This is a genomic window from Acidovorax sp. ACV01 (assembly GCF_014851495.1).
GTDB lineage: Bacteria > Pseudomonadota > Gammaproteobacteria > Burkholderiales > Burkholderiaceae_C > Acidovorax > Acidovorax radicis.
This window is the reverse complement of the sequence record NZ_JACUZT010000002.1, coordinates 908,255-923,528: the sequence shown is the minus strand read 5'-3', so window position 1 is coordinate 923,528 and position 15,274 is coordinate 908,255. Positions and strand designations below refer to the sequence as shown.

Sequence of the window (15,274 nt, the reverse complement as noted above, 5' to 3'; positions counted from 1 at the left end):
TCACCACCTTCTCAGCCCCTGCAGCAACAAGGCCTCAGCCCCATCACCACCCGAACAACCAGCTCTCTGCATTTCTGCAGAACCGCCTCAGTAGCGAAGCCCTCGACTATAGCACTAGTTTTAGGGGCGGCAAGAAAGATGGGAGGAAATTTTTAGCATTCACCTATAGGACAACCCCCCCTTGACCACCCCTCTACACCCGCCACTTCTCCAACAACTTCTCCGGGCTAAGGCTGTCGTAGCCTTCGAACGGCTGATGAATCCAGGGATTGGTCGGCAAAAATTCCACCGAATAGTCCGGAGTGAATGTCGACAAGCCCTTGGTCCAAATCACGGCGCTGCGCAACTCAGTGATCGGTGCATAGTTGGTCTTCAGCATGCTAATCACCGCATGCAAGGTGTGCCCAGAGTCCGCAAGGTCATCTACCAACAGTACCTTGCCGGCAATTTCACCCTTGGGCGTTGTTATGAAACGCGCAATATCGAGATGTCCCTGCACGGTTCCGGCCTCTGCACGGTAAGAACTCGTCGACATGATGGCCAGAGGCTTGTCAAAGATGCGACTCAGAATATCCCCTGGACGCAACCCCCCGCGTGCAAGGCAAAGGATCGTGTCGAACGCCCAACCCGATTGATGCACCTTCAGTGCCAGCTTCTCGATGAGACTGTGGTACTCGTCATAGCTGACATAAAGGTGCTTGCCGTCTTCGGTCAACATGAAATGGCTCCTGGATAGATAGGTGCGGGCTTGTGAGTCAGTGGCATCGGTAAACCACTAGCCTGCGACATAAGGGTGACGCATCATGATGGTGTGGTCGCGGTCGGGGCTGGTAGAGATCATGTCGATCGGCACACCCGTAACCTGCTCAATGCGCTCCAGATAGCGGCGAGCGCTCTGCGGCAACTTAGCGTAGTCCGTCACACCCACGGTGGACTCACTCCAGCCGGACAAGGTCTCATAGATCGGCTTGCACCGCGCAATATCTTCCGCACCCATGGGCAGGAGATCAATCTGCTCCCCGTCGAGTTCATAGCCCGTACAAAGCAACAACTCTTCGAGACCGTCCAGAACATCCAACTTGGTAATGCACAAACCAGAGAGACCGTTGACTTGAGCGCTACGCTTGAGCAACGCAGCATCAAACCAGCCGCATCGACGGCTACGCCCAGTGGTCACCCCCTTCTCTGCGCCCACGGTGCTCATGTGATATCCAGGCGTTCCCGGAACTTCCCAATCAAGCTCCGTCGGGAAAGGACCTCCACCTACGCGGGTGCAATACGCCTTGGTAATGCCCAAGATGTAATGCAACATCCCTGGCCCAACACCCGACCCTGCCGCTGCGTTTCCGGCAACACAATTGCTGGACGTGACATAGGGATAGGTCCCATGATCCACATCCAGCAGCGTGCCTTGCGCACCTTCAAACAGGAGATTGGCGCCATCGCGGTGGGCGTCGTTGAGTTCACGCGACACATCCGCCATCATGGGCTTGAGCAACTCGGCATGGCGCATCGCCTCTGCGTAGACCACGTCGAATTGGACTTCACCGCCCTCAATGTAAGGCTTGAGGGCATCACCAAACATGAAGGAGCCAGAGCGCAGGTAGGTCGTAAGGATGTGGTTGTGGAGATCCAGCAATTCACGCAGCTTGGCTGCAAACCGCTCTGGGTATTTCAAGTCTTGGACGCGCAAGGCACGGCGGGCAATCTTGTCCTCGTACGCAGGGCCAATCCCTCGTCCGGTTGTTCCAATTTTCTCCGTACCGCCCTGTTCACGGGCAGCTTCGCGCGCCACATCAATGGCAGCATGGAATGGAAGAATCAAGGGGCAGGCCTCGCTGATACGCAGGCGCGAGCGGACCTCAACACCTGCTTTCTCCAACCCTTCGATTTCCTCGAACAGCTTGGCAGCCGACAAAACTACGCCATTGCCGATATAGCACTTGACGCCAGGGCGCATGATGCCGCTGGGGATCAAATGCAGCGCCGTCTTGACCCCATTGATAACCAATGTGTGGCCCGCGTTGTGCCCGCCCTGAAAACGGACAACACCTTGTGCACTTTCAGTCAGCCAGTCAACCAGCTTGCCTTTGCCCTCGTCGCCCCACTGGGTTCCGACTACCACTACGTTGCGACCTTTGGTTGCTTTCATCTCAAACCCAATTCAATTGACAATTGCTCAAACAGCCTGCACGACCCATTGGCCCGCAACCTGCACCAGTTCCCTGTCGCAGTGAAACTCATCCACTTCGCTCCCATGTCCCGGCAGAACGCAAACCACCGTCTCACCGGCCTTGCGCAGCTCGGCGATTGCGGCATTCACGTCATCGGCCTCCCCCCAGGGGGCGCGGATGGCAGCCTTTAGCGCACGCGGCGAGACCACACCCACCACCTGCTTGATGTCCAAACTGAATCCCGCCGCTGGACGGGTCCGACCGAACACTGCGCCCACCTCGTCATAGCGACCGCCACGGACGAGCGCGTCGCTTGCACCCGGGGCATAGATCGCAAAACGCGCGCCACTGTAATACGCATAGCCACGCAGATCAGCCAGATCGAAAGTAACAGCAGCCCCTTCTAAGCGGGAGGCAAGCCATTTCAAATTTGATAGCACTTGAGATATGCCAGGAAAGCGCTGGAGAGATTTTTGAGCCTCAACCAGTACGCCCTGATCTCCATAGAGCTGAAGCAGAGCCAACAAACCTTCACGAGATTCAGGGGGAAAATCGCGGGTCAAGGCCGCCAATTCAGCCGCATCCTTGGCCGCAAGTGCGGCATGGATACCACTCAGGATCTGGGGGTTCAACGGCACGCCCGCCAGAAGAATTCGGACGATGCGCACATCCGCCAGGTCAATTGTGGTGTTGTGCACATTGGCAATGCGCAAACATTCTCGGGCCAACTGCAATGCCTCAAGATCAGCCTCCAGCCCGGCATGCCCGTAGATCTCCGCGCCAAACTGAAGCGGTTCGCGGGTCGCATGGGGACGATCTGGCCGTGTGTGCAGCACCGGGCCGCAATAGCAAAGGCGGGTGACCCCTTTGCGATTGAGCAGATGCGCATCGATACGAGCCACTTGGGGGGTGGTGTCCGCTCTGAGCCCCATGGATCGCCCGGAGAGCTGGTCCACCAGCTTGAAGGTCTGGAGATCGAGCGCCTCGCCAGTGCCTGTCAGCAGAGATTCAAGATGCTCTAGCAAAGGAGGCATGACCAGCTCATAGCCGTAACAACGGGCTGTATCAAGCAGCCCGCGACGCAATTCTTCGATGTGCCGCGCTTCGGACGGCAAGACATCGGCAATGTGATCCGGAAGGACCCAAGCAGACATGGAGAAAAAGGGGGGCTGTTAAAACCGTGATTCTACCGGGAGCGGAGAGAAGTCCCGAGAGACTCCATCCACCATCGGCTCATGCGCTGGTCAAAGCCAGAGCATCAACACACCAGCGACGATTGCCAACAAGGCGAAAAATCGAACCTGGCCGTCCCGCAGCAGCAAAATCTGGGCAACCGCGCGTCGCCAACTCTGGGGTGAAAAGAAAGGCAATAACCCCTCAATCACCAGAACCAGCGCCAGTGCTGTCCATAGGTTTTCAGAAGTCACTGCGGCCAGCCTTCGACGACGGGCCCAAGATCTACTTGCGAGGTGCGGCAGGTACAGCCACTGAATTCCCACCTCGGAAAGTCTTGAAAAACTCCGAAGAAGATGGGTCAAGGACCATCACATCGCTTTTCTTGTTGAAGCTGGACTTATAGGCTTCCAGACTCCGGTAGAACTGCGCAAACTGTGGGTCGCGGCCAAAAGCCTCTGCGTAAATGCGCGCAGCTTCGGCGTCGCCCTCACCTTTGATCTTCTGAGCATCTCGATAGGCATTGGCGATCGTGATTTCACGCTGGCGATCCGCATCAGCACGGATTTTTTCACCCTCTGCCGCCCCCGTGGAGCGCAATTCATTGGCCACCCGTTTGCGTTCAGCTTCCATGCGCCGATACACCGATTCCGTAATCGCCTCCACGTAGTCGACGCGGGTAATGCGTACATCCACAACATCGACCCCCCAAGGCTTGGCACCACGGACCGTCTCCAGCACCTCACGCTTCACATCCGCCATCAATGCTTCCCGCTTGAGGGAAAGCAATTCCTTGACGGTGCGCTTATTGATCTCTTCTTGGAATGCATTGCGGACAACTCGGTTCAACTGCATCGCGCCCGCACTTTCATCCAGACCGACATTGCGGATGTACTCCGTAGGCTCAGAGATCCGCCAACGCACATACCAATCAATCACCACACGCTGCTTCTCCGCTGTCAGCATAGGTTCCGTATCGCTGCTGTCCAGCGTCAGAAGGCGTTTGTCGATGTATGACACATTCTGGAAGGGTGGTGGCAGCTTGAAATTCAAACCCGGCTCGGTGATCACTTCCTTGATCTGCCCCAACGCATACAACACACCAAATTGGCGCTGATCCACCACAAAAAGCATGGAACTCATGAGGGCCAGTACCACCAGGAGGGTCGATGCAATAAATCCGACTCTGTTCACGAGCTGCTCCTAGCGAGATTCACGATCACGTGTACGACTGCTGTCACGCGCTCGGGGGTCATTAGAGAAAGTAGACGAAGGCACCGCCGGTGCCGCCACAGGAGCCGTAGTGCTCGCGGCAGGGGCATCAGAAGCCCCTCCTCCGCTGGCGACACTTTGCATGATCTTGTCCAGTGGCAAATACAACAGGTTGGACCCCTGTCTCGATTCAACTAGCACCTTGGTCACGCTGCCATAAATCTGCTGCATGGTCTCCAGGTACATGCGGTCACGGGTCACCTGCGGCGACTTCTGGTACTCCGCAAGGATGGAAGAAAATCGCTGCGCATCACCTTGCGCCTGGGCAACAATCCGCGCCTTATAGGCTGCTGCCTCTTCGTTCAGGCGCGATGCAGAACCCACGGCCCGAGGGATAACGTCATTCGCGTACGCTTGGGCTTCATTCTTGGCCCGCTCGCGTTCCTGGCCCGCTTTGAGTACATCGTCAAAGGAGGCCTGCACCTGCTCTGGAGGGCGCACCCCACCTTGCTGCAGATTGATACCGACCACCTCCACGCCCACCTTGTAGCGATCCAGGATGGTTTGCATGAGAGTACGAACACGCGGTGCAATCTGATCACGCTCTTCGGCCAACGCCGTATCCATGCGCATCTTTCCAACCACTTCGCGAACTGCCGTCTCCGCCGCCTGAACCACGGCATCCGTCGGGTTCTTGCTTTCAAACAGCCAAGCGCGGGCGTCACTCAAGCGATACTGAACGGCAAATTTGATCTCTACGATATTCTCATCTTCCGTGAGCATGGCCGACTCCCGCAACCCCGTGCTCTTGATGATGCTGTCACGCCCAACATCTGCGGACCGTATCTGGGTCACAAAGACCAGTTCGTGGCGCTCAATGGGGTAAGGCAGGCGCCAGTTGAACCCTGCCCCCACCGTGCTTTTGTACTTGCCGAACTGAGTAATGACGGCCTGTTGGCCTTCCTGGACGATGAAAAAACCTGTCCCCATCCAGATGACGAAGACGATCCCTGCGATCAGCCCCACGCCCACGCCTGCGCTCTTCATATCCGGCTGAAATCCGCCACCAGAACTACCGCCGTTGCCTGGCCCTCGACCACCGCCGTTCTTGGAACCAAAGAAGCCTCCGAGCTTCTTGTTCAGGTCACGCCAAAGTTCATCCAGGTCCGGCGGTTGCCCATTGTTCGGCCGCTGGTCGTTGCCCCGATTACCGGCCGGTGGTGGTGTAGCAGGCCGCTCATCCGGTCGTCCGCCATCGTCAGTCTTGTTGTCCTCGCCGCGCCCCCAGCGAGGGTCATTCAGATTGAACATGCCCCGAATGCGTTCTGGCAACGATGCCCAGCGTAGGGTGCGATTTTGGAAATTCATGCGCAAAGTCTCTGGTTCTCTGTATGGCATTGGTAATGCTGGCATTGTGCCCAATCAGGGCACGGTCCCTGGCAATTCAATGGCGGCTTCAGGGGTCATGCGCTCCTGGACAGCAACGACTCGGGATGAGAGCGCTTGGCGCAGCGTACCCAACCCCTCGCCAGAACGTGCGCTCACAAACAGGCGCGGAAACAACTGACCATCGACGTCATACTGGTCCTCAAGAAGCGGCGGGCGCTGCTCGGCCTCCAGTGAGTCCAGCTTGTTGAACACTAGTATTTGGGGAATGTCAGCCGCCCCGATCTCGTGCAATACTTTTTGGACCTGAGCCATCTGCTCCGGAAAGCCCGGATTGGATGCATCCACGACATGAAGCAGTAGATCCGCATCAATGGCCTCTTGCAGCGTTGCCTGGAACGCATCCACCAAGCCGTGAGGCAAATCCCGGATAAATCCCACGGTATCGGACAGTGAGACTGATCGCCCGGCATCACCCAAATAGAGTTGCCGTGTCGTGGTATCCAGTGTCGCAAACAACTGGTCTGCAGCGTAGGATCTCGCCTTCACCAGTGCATTGAAGAGTGTGGACTTACCTGCATTGGTGTAGCCCACCAATGAAATGTTGAAGGTATCACGTCGCTCGCGCTGCCTCCGCTGTGTGGACCGCTGACGCTTGACCTTCACCAGGCGGTCACGGGTACGCTTGACTGCATCACTGATCATCCGGCGATCCAACTCAATCTGCTTCTCGCCGGGACCGCCACGCGCCCCAATCCCACCCGTTTGGCGCTCCAGATGCGACCAACGGCGTACAAGACGGGTACTGAGATACTGCAATCTCGCAAGCTCCACCTGGAGCTTGCCTTCATGACTGCGGGCGCGCTGGGCAAAAATTTCCAGAATCAGCAACGTGCGGTCATTGACTGGAAGCTCTAAGTGACGCTCCAGATTTCGCTGCTGCGCCGGACTGAGGGACTGATCGAACAGAACTTCCACCGCACCGTGCATCTGCGCCAGGGTACGAATTTCATCCGCTTTGCCACTACCAACGAATAAGGCAGCATCCGGAGCTTTCCGCTTGCAAGTCAAGCGGCCAACAGGTTTCATGCCAGCTGTCTGCGCAAGCAACCCCAATTCCTCAAGATCACCATCGAAGTGCGGAAGACCAAAGTCCACCCCCACGAGCAATACCGGAGTACCGTCTACCGATGAAGAGGTCATCGAATGCAAAGGAGTTTGCCCTCTAGCCCGATCAGGACAAGAGGCGAAGACGGATTCAGGAACAACAACTTAAGCGTTGTTGCTATCTGCATCAGAAGTATCGGCAGTGGAAAAATTGACCGCGCGGCCTGGCACGATTGTAGAAATGGCGTGCTTGTAGACCATCTGGGTCACTGTATTGCGCAGCAACACGACGTATTGGTCAAACGACTCGATCTGCCCCTGCAGCTTGATTCCGTTCACGAGATAGATGGAAACAGGAACATGCTCCCGACGCAAGGCGTTGAGGAAGGGGTCTTGCAAAAGTTGGCCTTTATTGCTCACGATATTCTCCGTGTTCAAAAATGTTGTTGTAAACCAGCACCTTACCACAGCCTGAGACACGCTCCAGACTCAGGACGCATGGCCCTTCAAGGATCGAGCCTTTGACCTTTGAATCAGTCGTCGTCCTTGTCTGCAAAGGGATTGTGCGAGGTCTTCATCTCTATTCGCAGCGGCGTACCCACCAAATCAAACTCTTTTCGGAAACGACCTTCCAGAAAACGCTTGTAAGCGTCGGTGACATGCTCCAGCGAATTGCCATGGACAACGATGACCGGAGGATTCATGCCACCCTGGTGCGCGTATCGCAATTTCGGCCGGAACATGCCCGCCCGTTTGGGGCTCTGGAATTGCACCGCTTCCAACAGCAGACGTGTCAATATCGGGGTCGACATCTTGCAGGTCGCCGCTTTGTGCGCCTGCGCAATGGACGTCCAGAGCGGCCCCAGGCCCTGGCGTTTTTTGGCCGAAATGAAATGCAAGGATGCGAACTTCAGAAATGCGAGCCGGGTCTCGATAGACCGCTCCAGCAACTGGCGCTGGTAGTCATCGACCGCATCCCATTTGTTCACAGCAACAACCACCGCCCTGCCACTCTCAAGGATGTATCCCGCGATGTGCGCATCCTGGTCCGTGACGCCCTGAGTCGCATCGAGCAGTAGCAGCACCACATTGGCCGACTCAATAGCTTGAAGTGTCTTGACGACCGAGAACTTTTCGATCGCCTCAAAAACCTTCCCCTTGCGTCGCAACCCTGCCGTGTCCACCAGTTCAAAGCGCTGACCATTGCGCTCAAATGGTACAGTAATGGCGTCCCGGGTCGTGCCCGGCATGTCGAAGGCAACCAAGCGCTCCTCGCCCAACCACGTGTTGATCAGCGTCGATTTACCAACATTCGGTCGCCCCGCAACAGCAAGCTTGATGATGCCCTTGTCAGGATCGCCATCGGAGTCATCGGGCTCAGGAAGCTGTAGGGGCTCAAGGGCAATATCCACCAAACTCCGGATACCCTGTCCATGCGCCGCAGACACCGGGTAGACCTCGCCCAGGCCCAACTCATAGAACTCGGCGAGTTGCACGCCTTCAAGCATGCCTTCTGCCTTGTTGGCAACGAGAACACAAGGCTTGCCAAGACGGCGCAAATAATTCGCAATGTCATGATCTTGTGCTGACACGCCTGCACGGGCATCTACTACAAAAATGACCACATCGGCTTCGGCGACAGCCTGCTGAGTCTGCTTGGCCATTTCCTTGTAGATACCACTCGACGCATCAGGCTCAAAGCCTCCTGTATCGATAACGATGTATTCGTGCTTACCTTGCTTGCCATTACCGTAATGCCGGTCACGCGTAAGCCCTGCGAAATCCGCAACAATGGCGTCGCGGGACTTGGTCAGGCGGTTGAAGAGCGTGGACTTGCCGACATTCGGACGCCCCACGAGGGCGATAACTGGCTTCATTAAATAAAATCCATCAATCTGGACGGAATCCGTAGACACCACCATTGCGAGTAACCACTACCAACGTATCGGCGGCCACAGCGGGTGCTGCGGCAATACCTGAACCATCCGTGGCCATGCGGTTGAGCGGAGAACCATCCGTACGGGATAGCAGATGAATGAGGCCTGTGTCGTCCCCAATCACCACCGAGCGCCCTAGCAGCAGAGGCGCCGTCAGTTTGCGGTGCTTGAGCCTGTCAGTCGTCCATAGACGCGAACCATCGCTGCGGCGCCACCCAACCACCGTGCCATTGCTCTCTGCACCGAACAGAGCCTCCCCGTCACCATGCACACCATCGGCACCATTGGCCGGCTGCGCCCAAGCCACCGAACCCCTGGCAGCATTGACACAACCTACAGCTGTCTGAAATGCACGCGCACAGATGGAATCGCCCACTCTGCTGGTGCGCCCGACCAGCTCTACCAAACGCTCAACATCGTTGGTACCGCGCGAACTGGCTAACGGAGCTTCCCAGCGCACACTGCCATTGTCTGGATTCAAGCCCACGATACGGCCGGCAAAACCCGCCACCAACGTATCGCCAACCGCCAGAAGAACGCCTGCCTGACGCAAAATCAAGGGGTCTCCAGAGCGCTGCTGGCTCCAGAGTTTGTGCCCCGTCGCAGCATCGAAGGCCGCTAAGGAACGATCGGCCGAGAGTACAAATACGCGTCCGCCAGCGACAAGGGGAGGAGTAAATACTTGCGCAGCCAGTGATTGGCGCCACCGCTCACGGCCAGCATCCAAAACGATCAGCGCATTGCTGCGGGAAACAACTGCGGCCGACTTGCCGTCACTTCCAACCCCCGCAGACAACGGCTCTGCCAGCGCCGCGCGCCATACATCCCCGCCGGTGCGGGCGTCGATCGCAGCCACAATCCCATCGGAAGATGCGACAGTAACGACATTGCCTGCCGTGTGGATATCAAGGGGCAAGCCAGCAACACTGCCAATCCGGTTGGTCCAGGCCTGCCGCACGCCAAGCACTGCGACATTGGCTCCCAGATCAGCAGGCACAGGCTTGGCGGCGCCACTGCTCCATAGCGAGCATCCTGCCAATGTGGCCACCAAGACCCCCGAGACAATGCATCGCAACCCAAACAACCCGCACTTCGCCTCGTTTTCACGAATGAACGCCATGGTTATTTCACTCCGTCTATGGATCCAGCGGCAGCCATCGCAACACCTTGGGGAGAGACACCCAAAGCCCCAAGCTTGACCTCCACAAGGCGACGGTACTCAACACTGTCTTCAAGAGACTTATAGGCCTTGGCGTACTCAGCAATGGCTTCTGCACGTTTTTCCTGCAAAAGATAGATGTCGCCTCTACGATCTGCAAACACAGCATCAAACTCCAGCGGAGCACTGCCAGACAGCTGTTTGAGTGCTTCGTCGTAGTTTTTTTGATCCATTAGCACGCTGGCCAGGCGCAATTTGGCCAAGGCCTTAAGGCCATCATCTCCCGACTGGGTCGCCACCCAACCGAGTGCCTCTTTGGCGCCATCGGCATTGCCTGTATCCACCATGGTCTTGGCCAACGCAAGCCCCGCCTGACTGGCCTGGGTCGTGCCTGCGTACTTGGCCTTCAGGTCAGCAAACGCCTGCGCCATCCGATTTTGGTCACCTGCCCGGGCTGCCACCTCCACAGCGTCATAGAGCGCTGCGGCCTGGCCCGCCTGCCGGTTCTGCCAATATTGATATCCGTTCCAAGCGACCAAAGAGCCCGCTACCAAAATCAGCACCGAACTGATCAGCGTTCCCCAGGTGTTCCAGAAATGCTTGAGCTGATCAAGCTGCTCTTGTTCTTCGAGATCGAGGTGATTTGCCATGGAATGTGTTCTGTTTAGCGGTTGGATTGTAGGGTGGGCGCCCATTCGGCCAGGGAATCCAGAGTGTGGTCGGACTGTGCGCCCACACCATCACGCAATGACTTGACAACAACCATCCCACGGGACAGCTCATCTTCGCCGAAGACCAGCGCGTAAAGCGCGCCACTCGCATCTGCCTTCTTGAATTGGGATTTCATGCTGCCCATGCCCTCACCCCCAGCGGGCGCAGCGTGCATTTGTACACTGACACCAAGCTGCCGCAACCGCTCGATGGTGGTCACAGCCACTGGTAGAGCCGCCACGGATGGAATCACGGCATAAACGTCAGGCGACAGGGCAGGTAGCGTACTGGCTTGTTCCTTGAGAAGTTCAAGCACACGCTCAACCCCCAGCGCCCATCCCACCGCAGGCGCAGCCTTGCCACCGATCTGCTCGATCAGGTAGTCATAGCGACCGCCGCCGCAAATCGTGCCCTGCGAGCCCAACTGATCGGTGACGAATTCAAAAACCGTCAGGTTGTAGTAGTCCATACCCCGAACAAGCCGCGGATTGACAGTCCAGGAGACTCCGTTGGCGCTCAGGATGGACTTGACGGCATCGAAATGCGCGAGTGACTGAGGCCCCAAAAAATCGATCAAACGAGGCGCAGCTTCCACCATGGATTGCATAGCAGGATTCTTGGTATCCAGAATGCGCAACGGATTGCTGTGCAAACGTCGGCGCGCCTCTTCATCCAACACATCCATATGCTGCTCTAGGTAGGAAATCAGCGCAGCACGGTGGGCCTTGCGTTCATGCGGCTCACCCAGGCTGTTTAGTTCCAGCCGCACGTTCTGCAAGCCCAGTTCACGCCACAATGCCTGGGCGAGCAAGATCAATTCCGCGTCGACCTCGGCGCCAGGAAAACCCAGCGCTTCAGCCCCAATCTGGTGGAACTGGCGGTATCGCCCCCGCTGCGGACGCTCGTGACGGAACATGGGCCCCATGTAGTAGAGGCGCTTGCCTCCGTCATACAGCATGGAATGCTCTGCGACGGCTCGGACAACCCCGGCAGTCGCCTCAGGACGCAAAGTGAGATGCTCACCATTGAGACGATCCTCAAAAGAGTACATCTCTTTTTCCACAATATCGGTGACCTCCCCAAGCCCCCGCACAAAGAGCGGCGTAGGTTCAACGATCGGCGTACGGATATTGCGATAGGCATAGCGCGCCATGAGGTCGCGGACCTTTGACTCTAGCCACTCCCAGCGGGCAGATTCCGGAGGCAAGATATCGTTCATGCCTTTCACGGCGACCAATTTTTCCGGCTTGGGCGCCAAAGTGCTTTTTTCGTTACTCACAACTGTTCTTTTCTCTATCTGGCAGTTCTTGGAAAGGCATTGCTGCCGCCACAGCAGGCAGCTGAGCAGCAATCAAAGGCAAAGCGAGCGAAACTCAGGCCGCAGACACGACGGCAGCGCCAAAGCGCTTCTCAATGTACTGCTCGACAATTTGATGGAACTCATTGGCAATGTTGTCACCACGCAGCGTCATGGCCTTTTCGCCATCGATAAACACAGGCGCGGCAGGAGCCTCCCCCGTGCCAGGGAGGCTGATGCCGATGTCTGCGTGTTTGCTCTCTCCAGGGCCATTGACGATGCATCCCATCACTGCGACGCGTAAATTTTCGACGCCGGGATAGCGAACGCGCCACACAGGCATCTGGGCACGCAGAAAATCGTCGATCTGCTTGGCAAGGTCCTGAAATGTTGTGCTGGTGGTACGGCCACAACCTGGGCACGCGGTAACACTGGGAACAAACACGCGCAATCCCAATGCCTGCAATATCTCCGAGGCGACCACCACCTCTTGGGTGCGCGCTTCACCAGGCTGGGGGGTCAGAGATACACGGATGGTGTCGCCAATCCCCTCTTGCAACAGCACAGACAACGCGGTAGCCGACGCTACCGTGCCCTTTGTGCCCATGCCTGCTTCGGTGAGTCCCAGGTGCAACGCGTAGTCACAGCGACGCGCAAGTTCGCGGTACACGGAGATCAGGTCCTGCACACCACTGACCTTGCAGGACAAGATGATCTGATTGCCATCCAGGCCCATTTTTTCCGCCCGATGGGCGGACTCAATGGCTGACGTGATTAGCGCCTCGTACATGACCTGGCGCGCCTCCCAAGGCTTGGCGCGACGGCTGTTGGTGTCCATCAAATTGACCAGCAAATCCTGGTCAAGACTGCCCCAATTCACTCCGATCCGCACGGCCTTGTTCCAGCGCATGGCCGCATCAATCATCTGACCAAATTGTCGATCCCGCTTGTCGCCCTTGCCAACGTTGCCGGGATTGATGCGGTACTTGGAAAGAGCTTGCGCGCAGTCAGGAAATTCGGTGAGAAGCCGGTGTCCGTTGTAGTGGAAATCTCCCACCAACGGCACGCTTTCTCCCATCCGGTCCAACTGTTCACGGATGTAAGGCACTGCCGCCGCCGCCTCGGGGGTGTTCACGGTAATCCGCACAAACTCCGAGCCAGCCTGTGCCAACTCCTTCACCTGTATAGCCGTACCAATGGCATCCACGGTGTCGGTATTGGTCATAGACTGCACACGCACCGGCGCGTCCCCGCCCACGGTTACCACGCGCGAACCCCATACGACCCTGGCTTGGCGCGACCGCCGAGGCAAAGGGGACGCTATAGCAATGGGATCCATCTCACACGGTAGCTTTTCCACTATTTCACCTCGAAGCGAGCTACGTTTTCACGCGAAACCGTCGTCAAGTCAAAAGGTTTTCCACGCACGAACACCTCCGTTGCGTCTGCACGACCGATGACGACAGCAAAGGGCATCTGTCCAGCGACCGACACCGACTCACCTGCCGCCAGATTGCGCTGTAATGCCACAGCGCCTGCCGAGTCCCGTACCTGCACCCAGGATTCACTGCGCGCGCGCAGCACCAACGCACCTGCCGGTGGGGTGGCCGCACTGGCGGCAACAACCGGGGCAGAGGCGACGTCGTTGGCAACCGGAGCAACGGCGGCAGGGCGTGTCAGTTCCGGACGCCCCACTGCCGGCGATTGAGGACTTTCGGGCACACGCTCCGCAACCGCGGATACTGCACCCGAAGCACCCCCTACGGGCGGGATCGCCTGCTGCTCGACGACATTAACGGCAGGGTTGGCGGGCGCAGATGCCGCAGACGGACTCGTTGCACCGTCCTGTGGCCGAGGGAAAAAAACCAGGACCAGCGCACCCACCAGCAATGCCAAAACGACCACCGTCACAGACCGTGAGGTTGATCCCGACGAAAAGGACGCCGAGGAGGAAGACGACTTCCCAATACTCCCTTTTACCGGAGCATTCAGCCCTGCGCTGTCGGTCGCCAAGCGCGGGCTTTTACTTTGCGGCAACAGTGACAGAATCGGCGCGGGATCCAGCTTAAGCGTCCTGCACATGCTGGAAGCAAGCGCGCGCACAAACACCGTATCGGGCAAGGCTTCGTAGTTGTCCGCCTCCAGCGCCTCCAGCTTACTGACAGGTACCTTCAGCGCCACAGCCAGGGCAGCGATGTGCATACCAGATGCTTGCCGCGCCTCTCTCAGCAACCCACCCGCGGTGGCCCCGTCACTCTCCAAAACCTCACTCATTGAAAGCCCCACGCTCGAATGCACCCAATTCCCGCGAATCCGGGAAACGCTTGCGCAACTGGTCCGCCAGTTGCTTCATGGCCACGGAGTCGCCCAAAGTGCGCTCCACCTTGATTCCCAACCACAACGACTCGGAGTTGGCAAACTGGCTATTGTTGAGGCGCCGGATATAGAACTGCGCCCGGGTCAATTCATTGCGCCGCAACAAAAGCGCCGCCAAGTGGTAACCCACCACAGGATTCGCCGCATCCAGCTCATAGGCCTTCAGCATGGACTGCTCAGCCTCCGCGAACTGGCCAGCACCCGACTGGCAAAGTCCTCGGGCCATCAACGTCTTGCTGCGCGCCGTGTAAGACGGACTGGTGAGGGCCCGAGCAAAATGCTGATCCGCTTCCGCATATTTTTGCTGCTGACACAACAACCATCCATAGTTGTGCAGCAGATTGGGATCTCCCCCGCGCAAAGCCAGTGCTCTGCGAAAGCTATCATCAGCCTGGACAAGGTCGCCCAACCGCATGTAAATGAGACCGCGGAGATTGAAAGCGTCGGCATACGTGGGATCAGCCGCCAACGCCTGTTTGACTTCGTCGAGCGCTACGGCCGTCTGGCCATTCTCGAAGTAGTTGGAAGCAAGCTCCAGGCGTATGCGGGCGCGGCGCCTCGTTTCTGGCTCGTCGGATGGAGTAATCAATCCGGCATTGGTATCGGCGGCAGGCATCCCATTGTTGGTGGTAGCACACCCCTGAAGTGCCGCCACACAGGCAGCCACACTACATGCCGTGAGCGTCCAGCGGCCCCATTGCTGCCAGCGTCCAATCAATCCCACCATGTAGAGCCTCCTTGA

15 protein-coding genes are annotated in these 15,274 nt (G+C 57.6%); all 15 read right to left on the bottom strand.

All coding sequences use genetic code 11. The features are described 5' to 3' along the window. Positions 1-193 precede the first annotated feature (193 nt). Positions 194-718, bottom strand: a complete 525-nt coding sequence (locus IB243_RS08700; protein ID WP_010464186.1) for a phosphoribosyltransferase — start codon at positions 716-718, stop codon at positions 194-196. A 57-nt stretch (positions 719-775) separates the two neighbouring features. Next, complete coding sequence (locus tag IB243_RS08695) at positions 776-2,152, bottom strand: adenylosuccinate synthase (RefSeq protein WP_057227134.1); 1,377 nt, start codon at positions 2,150-2,152, stop codon at positions 776-778. 27 nt (positions 2,153-2,179) lie between these two features. After that, positions 2,180-3,328 carry an ATP phosphoribosyltransferase regulatory subunit gene (locus IB243_RS08690; RefSeq protein ID WP_057227132.1) on the bottom strand — a complete coding sequence of 383 codons (1,149 nt, stop codon included), beginning with the start codon at positions 3,326-3,328 and terminating at the stop codon, positions 2,180-2,182. Positions 3,329-3,418: 90 nt separating this feature from the next. Further along, positions 3,419-3,601, bottom strand: a complete 183-nt coding sequence (locus IB243_RS08685; RefSeq protein ID WP_082606886.1) for a DUF2065 domain-containing protein — start codon at positions 3,599-3,601, stop codon at positions 3,419-3,421. Between the two features lie 31 nt (positions 3,602-3,632). After that, entirely contained in the window at positions 3,633-4,541 is a 909-nt protein-coding gene (hflC, locus tag IB243_RS08680) for a protease modulator HflC (RefSeq protein WP_057269825.1), read from the bottom strand. A gap of 9 nt (positions 4,542-4,550) precedes the next feature. Next, positions 4,551-5,927, bottom strand: a complete 1,377-nt coding sequence (gene hflK / locus IB243_RS08675; protein WP_029414121.1) for an FtsH protease activity modulator HflK — start codon at positions 5,925-5,927, stop codon at positions 4,551-4,553. Positions 5,928-5,981: 54 nt separating this feature from the next. Then, positions 5,982-7,148, bottom strand: coding sequence for a GTPase HflX (gene hflX / locus IB243_RS08670; protein WP_192426303.1), 1,167 nt, complete (start codon positions 7,146-7,148; stop codon positions 5,982-5,984). 69 nt (positions 7,149-7,217) lie between these two features. Beyond that, positions 7,218-7,472 carry an RNA chaperone Hfq gene (gene hfq, locus IB243_RS08665; protein ID WP_010464175.1) on the bottom strand — a complete coding sequence of 85 codons (255 nt, stop codon included), beginning with the start codon at positions 7,470-7,472 and terminating at the stop codon, positions 7,218-7,220. A gap of 113 nt (positions 7,473-7,585) precedes the next feature. Beyond that, the gene (gene der / locus IB243_RS08660; RefSeq protein ID WP_010464174.1) at positions 7,586-8,929 is read right to left on the bottom strand and encodes a ribosome biogenesis GTPase Der; all 1,344 of its coding nucleotides are present in this window, start codon (positions 8,927-8,929) and stop codon (positions 7,586-7,588) included. 13 nt (positions 8,930-8,942) lie between these two features. Further along, the gene (bamB, locus tag IB243_RS08655) at positions 8,943-10,109 is read right to left on the bottom strand and encodes an outer membrane protein assembly factor BamB (protein WP_225584803.1); all 1,167 of its coding nucleotides are present in this window, start codon (positions 10,107-10,109) and stop codon (positions 8,943-8,945) included. A gap of 2 nt (positions 10,110-10,111) precedes the next feature. Beyond that, entirely contained in the window at positions 10,112-10,798 is a 687-nt protein-coding gene (locus tag IB243_RS08650; protein ID WP_010464170.1) for a tetratricopeptide repeat protein, read from the bottom strand. 14 nt (positions 10,799-10,812) lie between these two features. Then, positions 10,813-12,078 carry a histidine--tRNA ligase gene (hisS, locus tag IB243_RS08645; RefSeq protein WP_035198245.1) on the bottom strand — a complete coding sequence of 422 codons (1,266 nt, stop codon included), beginning with the start codon at positions 12,076-12,078 and terminating at the stop codon, positions 10,813-10,815. A gap of 154 nt (positions 12,079-12,232) precedes the next feature. Next, positions 12,233-13,495 carry a flavodoxin-dependent (E)-4-hydroxy-3-methylbut-2-enyl-diphosphate synthase gene (ispG, locus tag IB243_RS08640; RefSeq protein ID WP_029414119.1) on the bottom strand — a complete coding sequence of 421 codons (1,263 nt, stop codon included), beginning with the start codon at positions 13,493-13,495 and terminating at the stop codon, positions 12,233-12,235. A 20-nt stretch (positions 13,496-13,515) separates the two neighbouring features. Next, positions 13,516-14,430 carry a helix-turn-helix domain-containing protein gene (locus IB243_RS08635; protein WP_192426301.1) on the bottom strand — a complete coding sequence of 305 codons (915 nt, stop codon included), beginning with the start codon at positions 14,428-14,430 and terminating at the stop codon, positions 13,516-13,518. Further along, positions 14,423-15,259, bottom strand: coding sequence for a type IV pilus biogenesis/stability protein PilW (pilW, locus tag IB243_RS08630; RefSeq protein WP_192426299.1), 837 nt, complete (start codon positions 15,257-15,259; stop codon positions 14,423-14,425). The genes IB243_RS08635 and pilW overlap by 8 nt, the downstream gene beginning before the upstream one ends. Between the last annotated feature and the right edge of the window lie 15 nt (positions 15,260-15,274).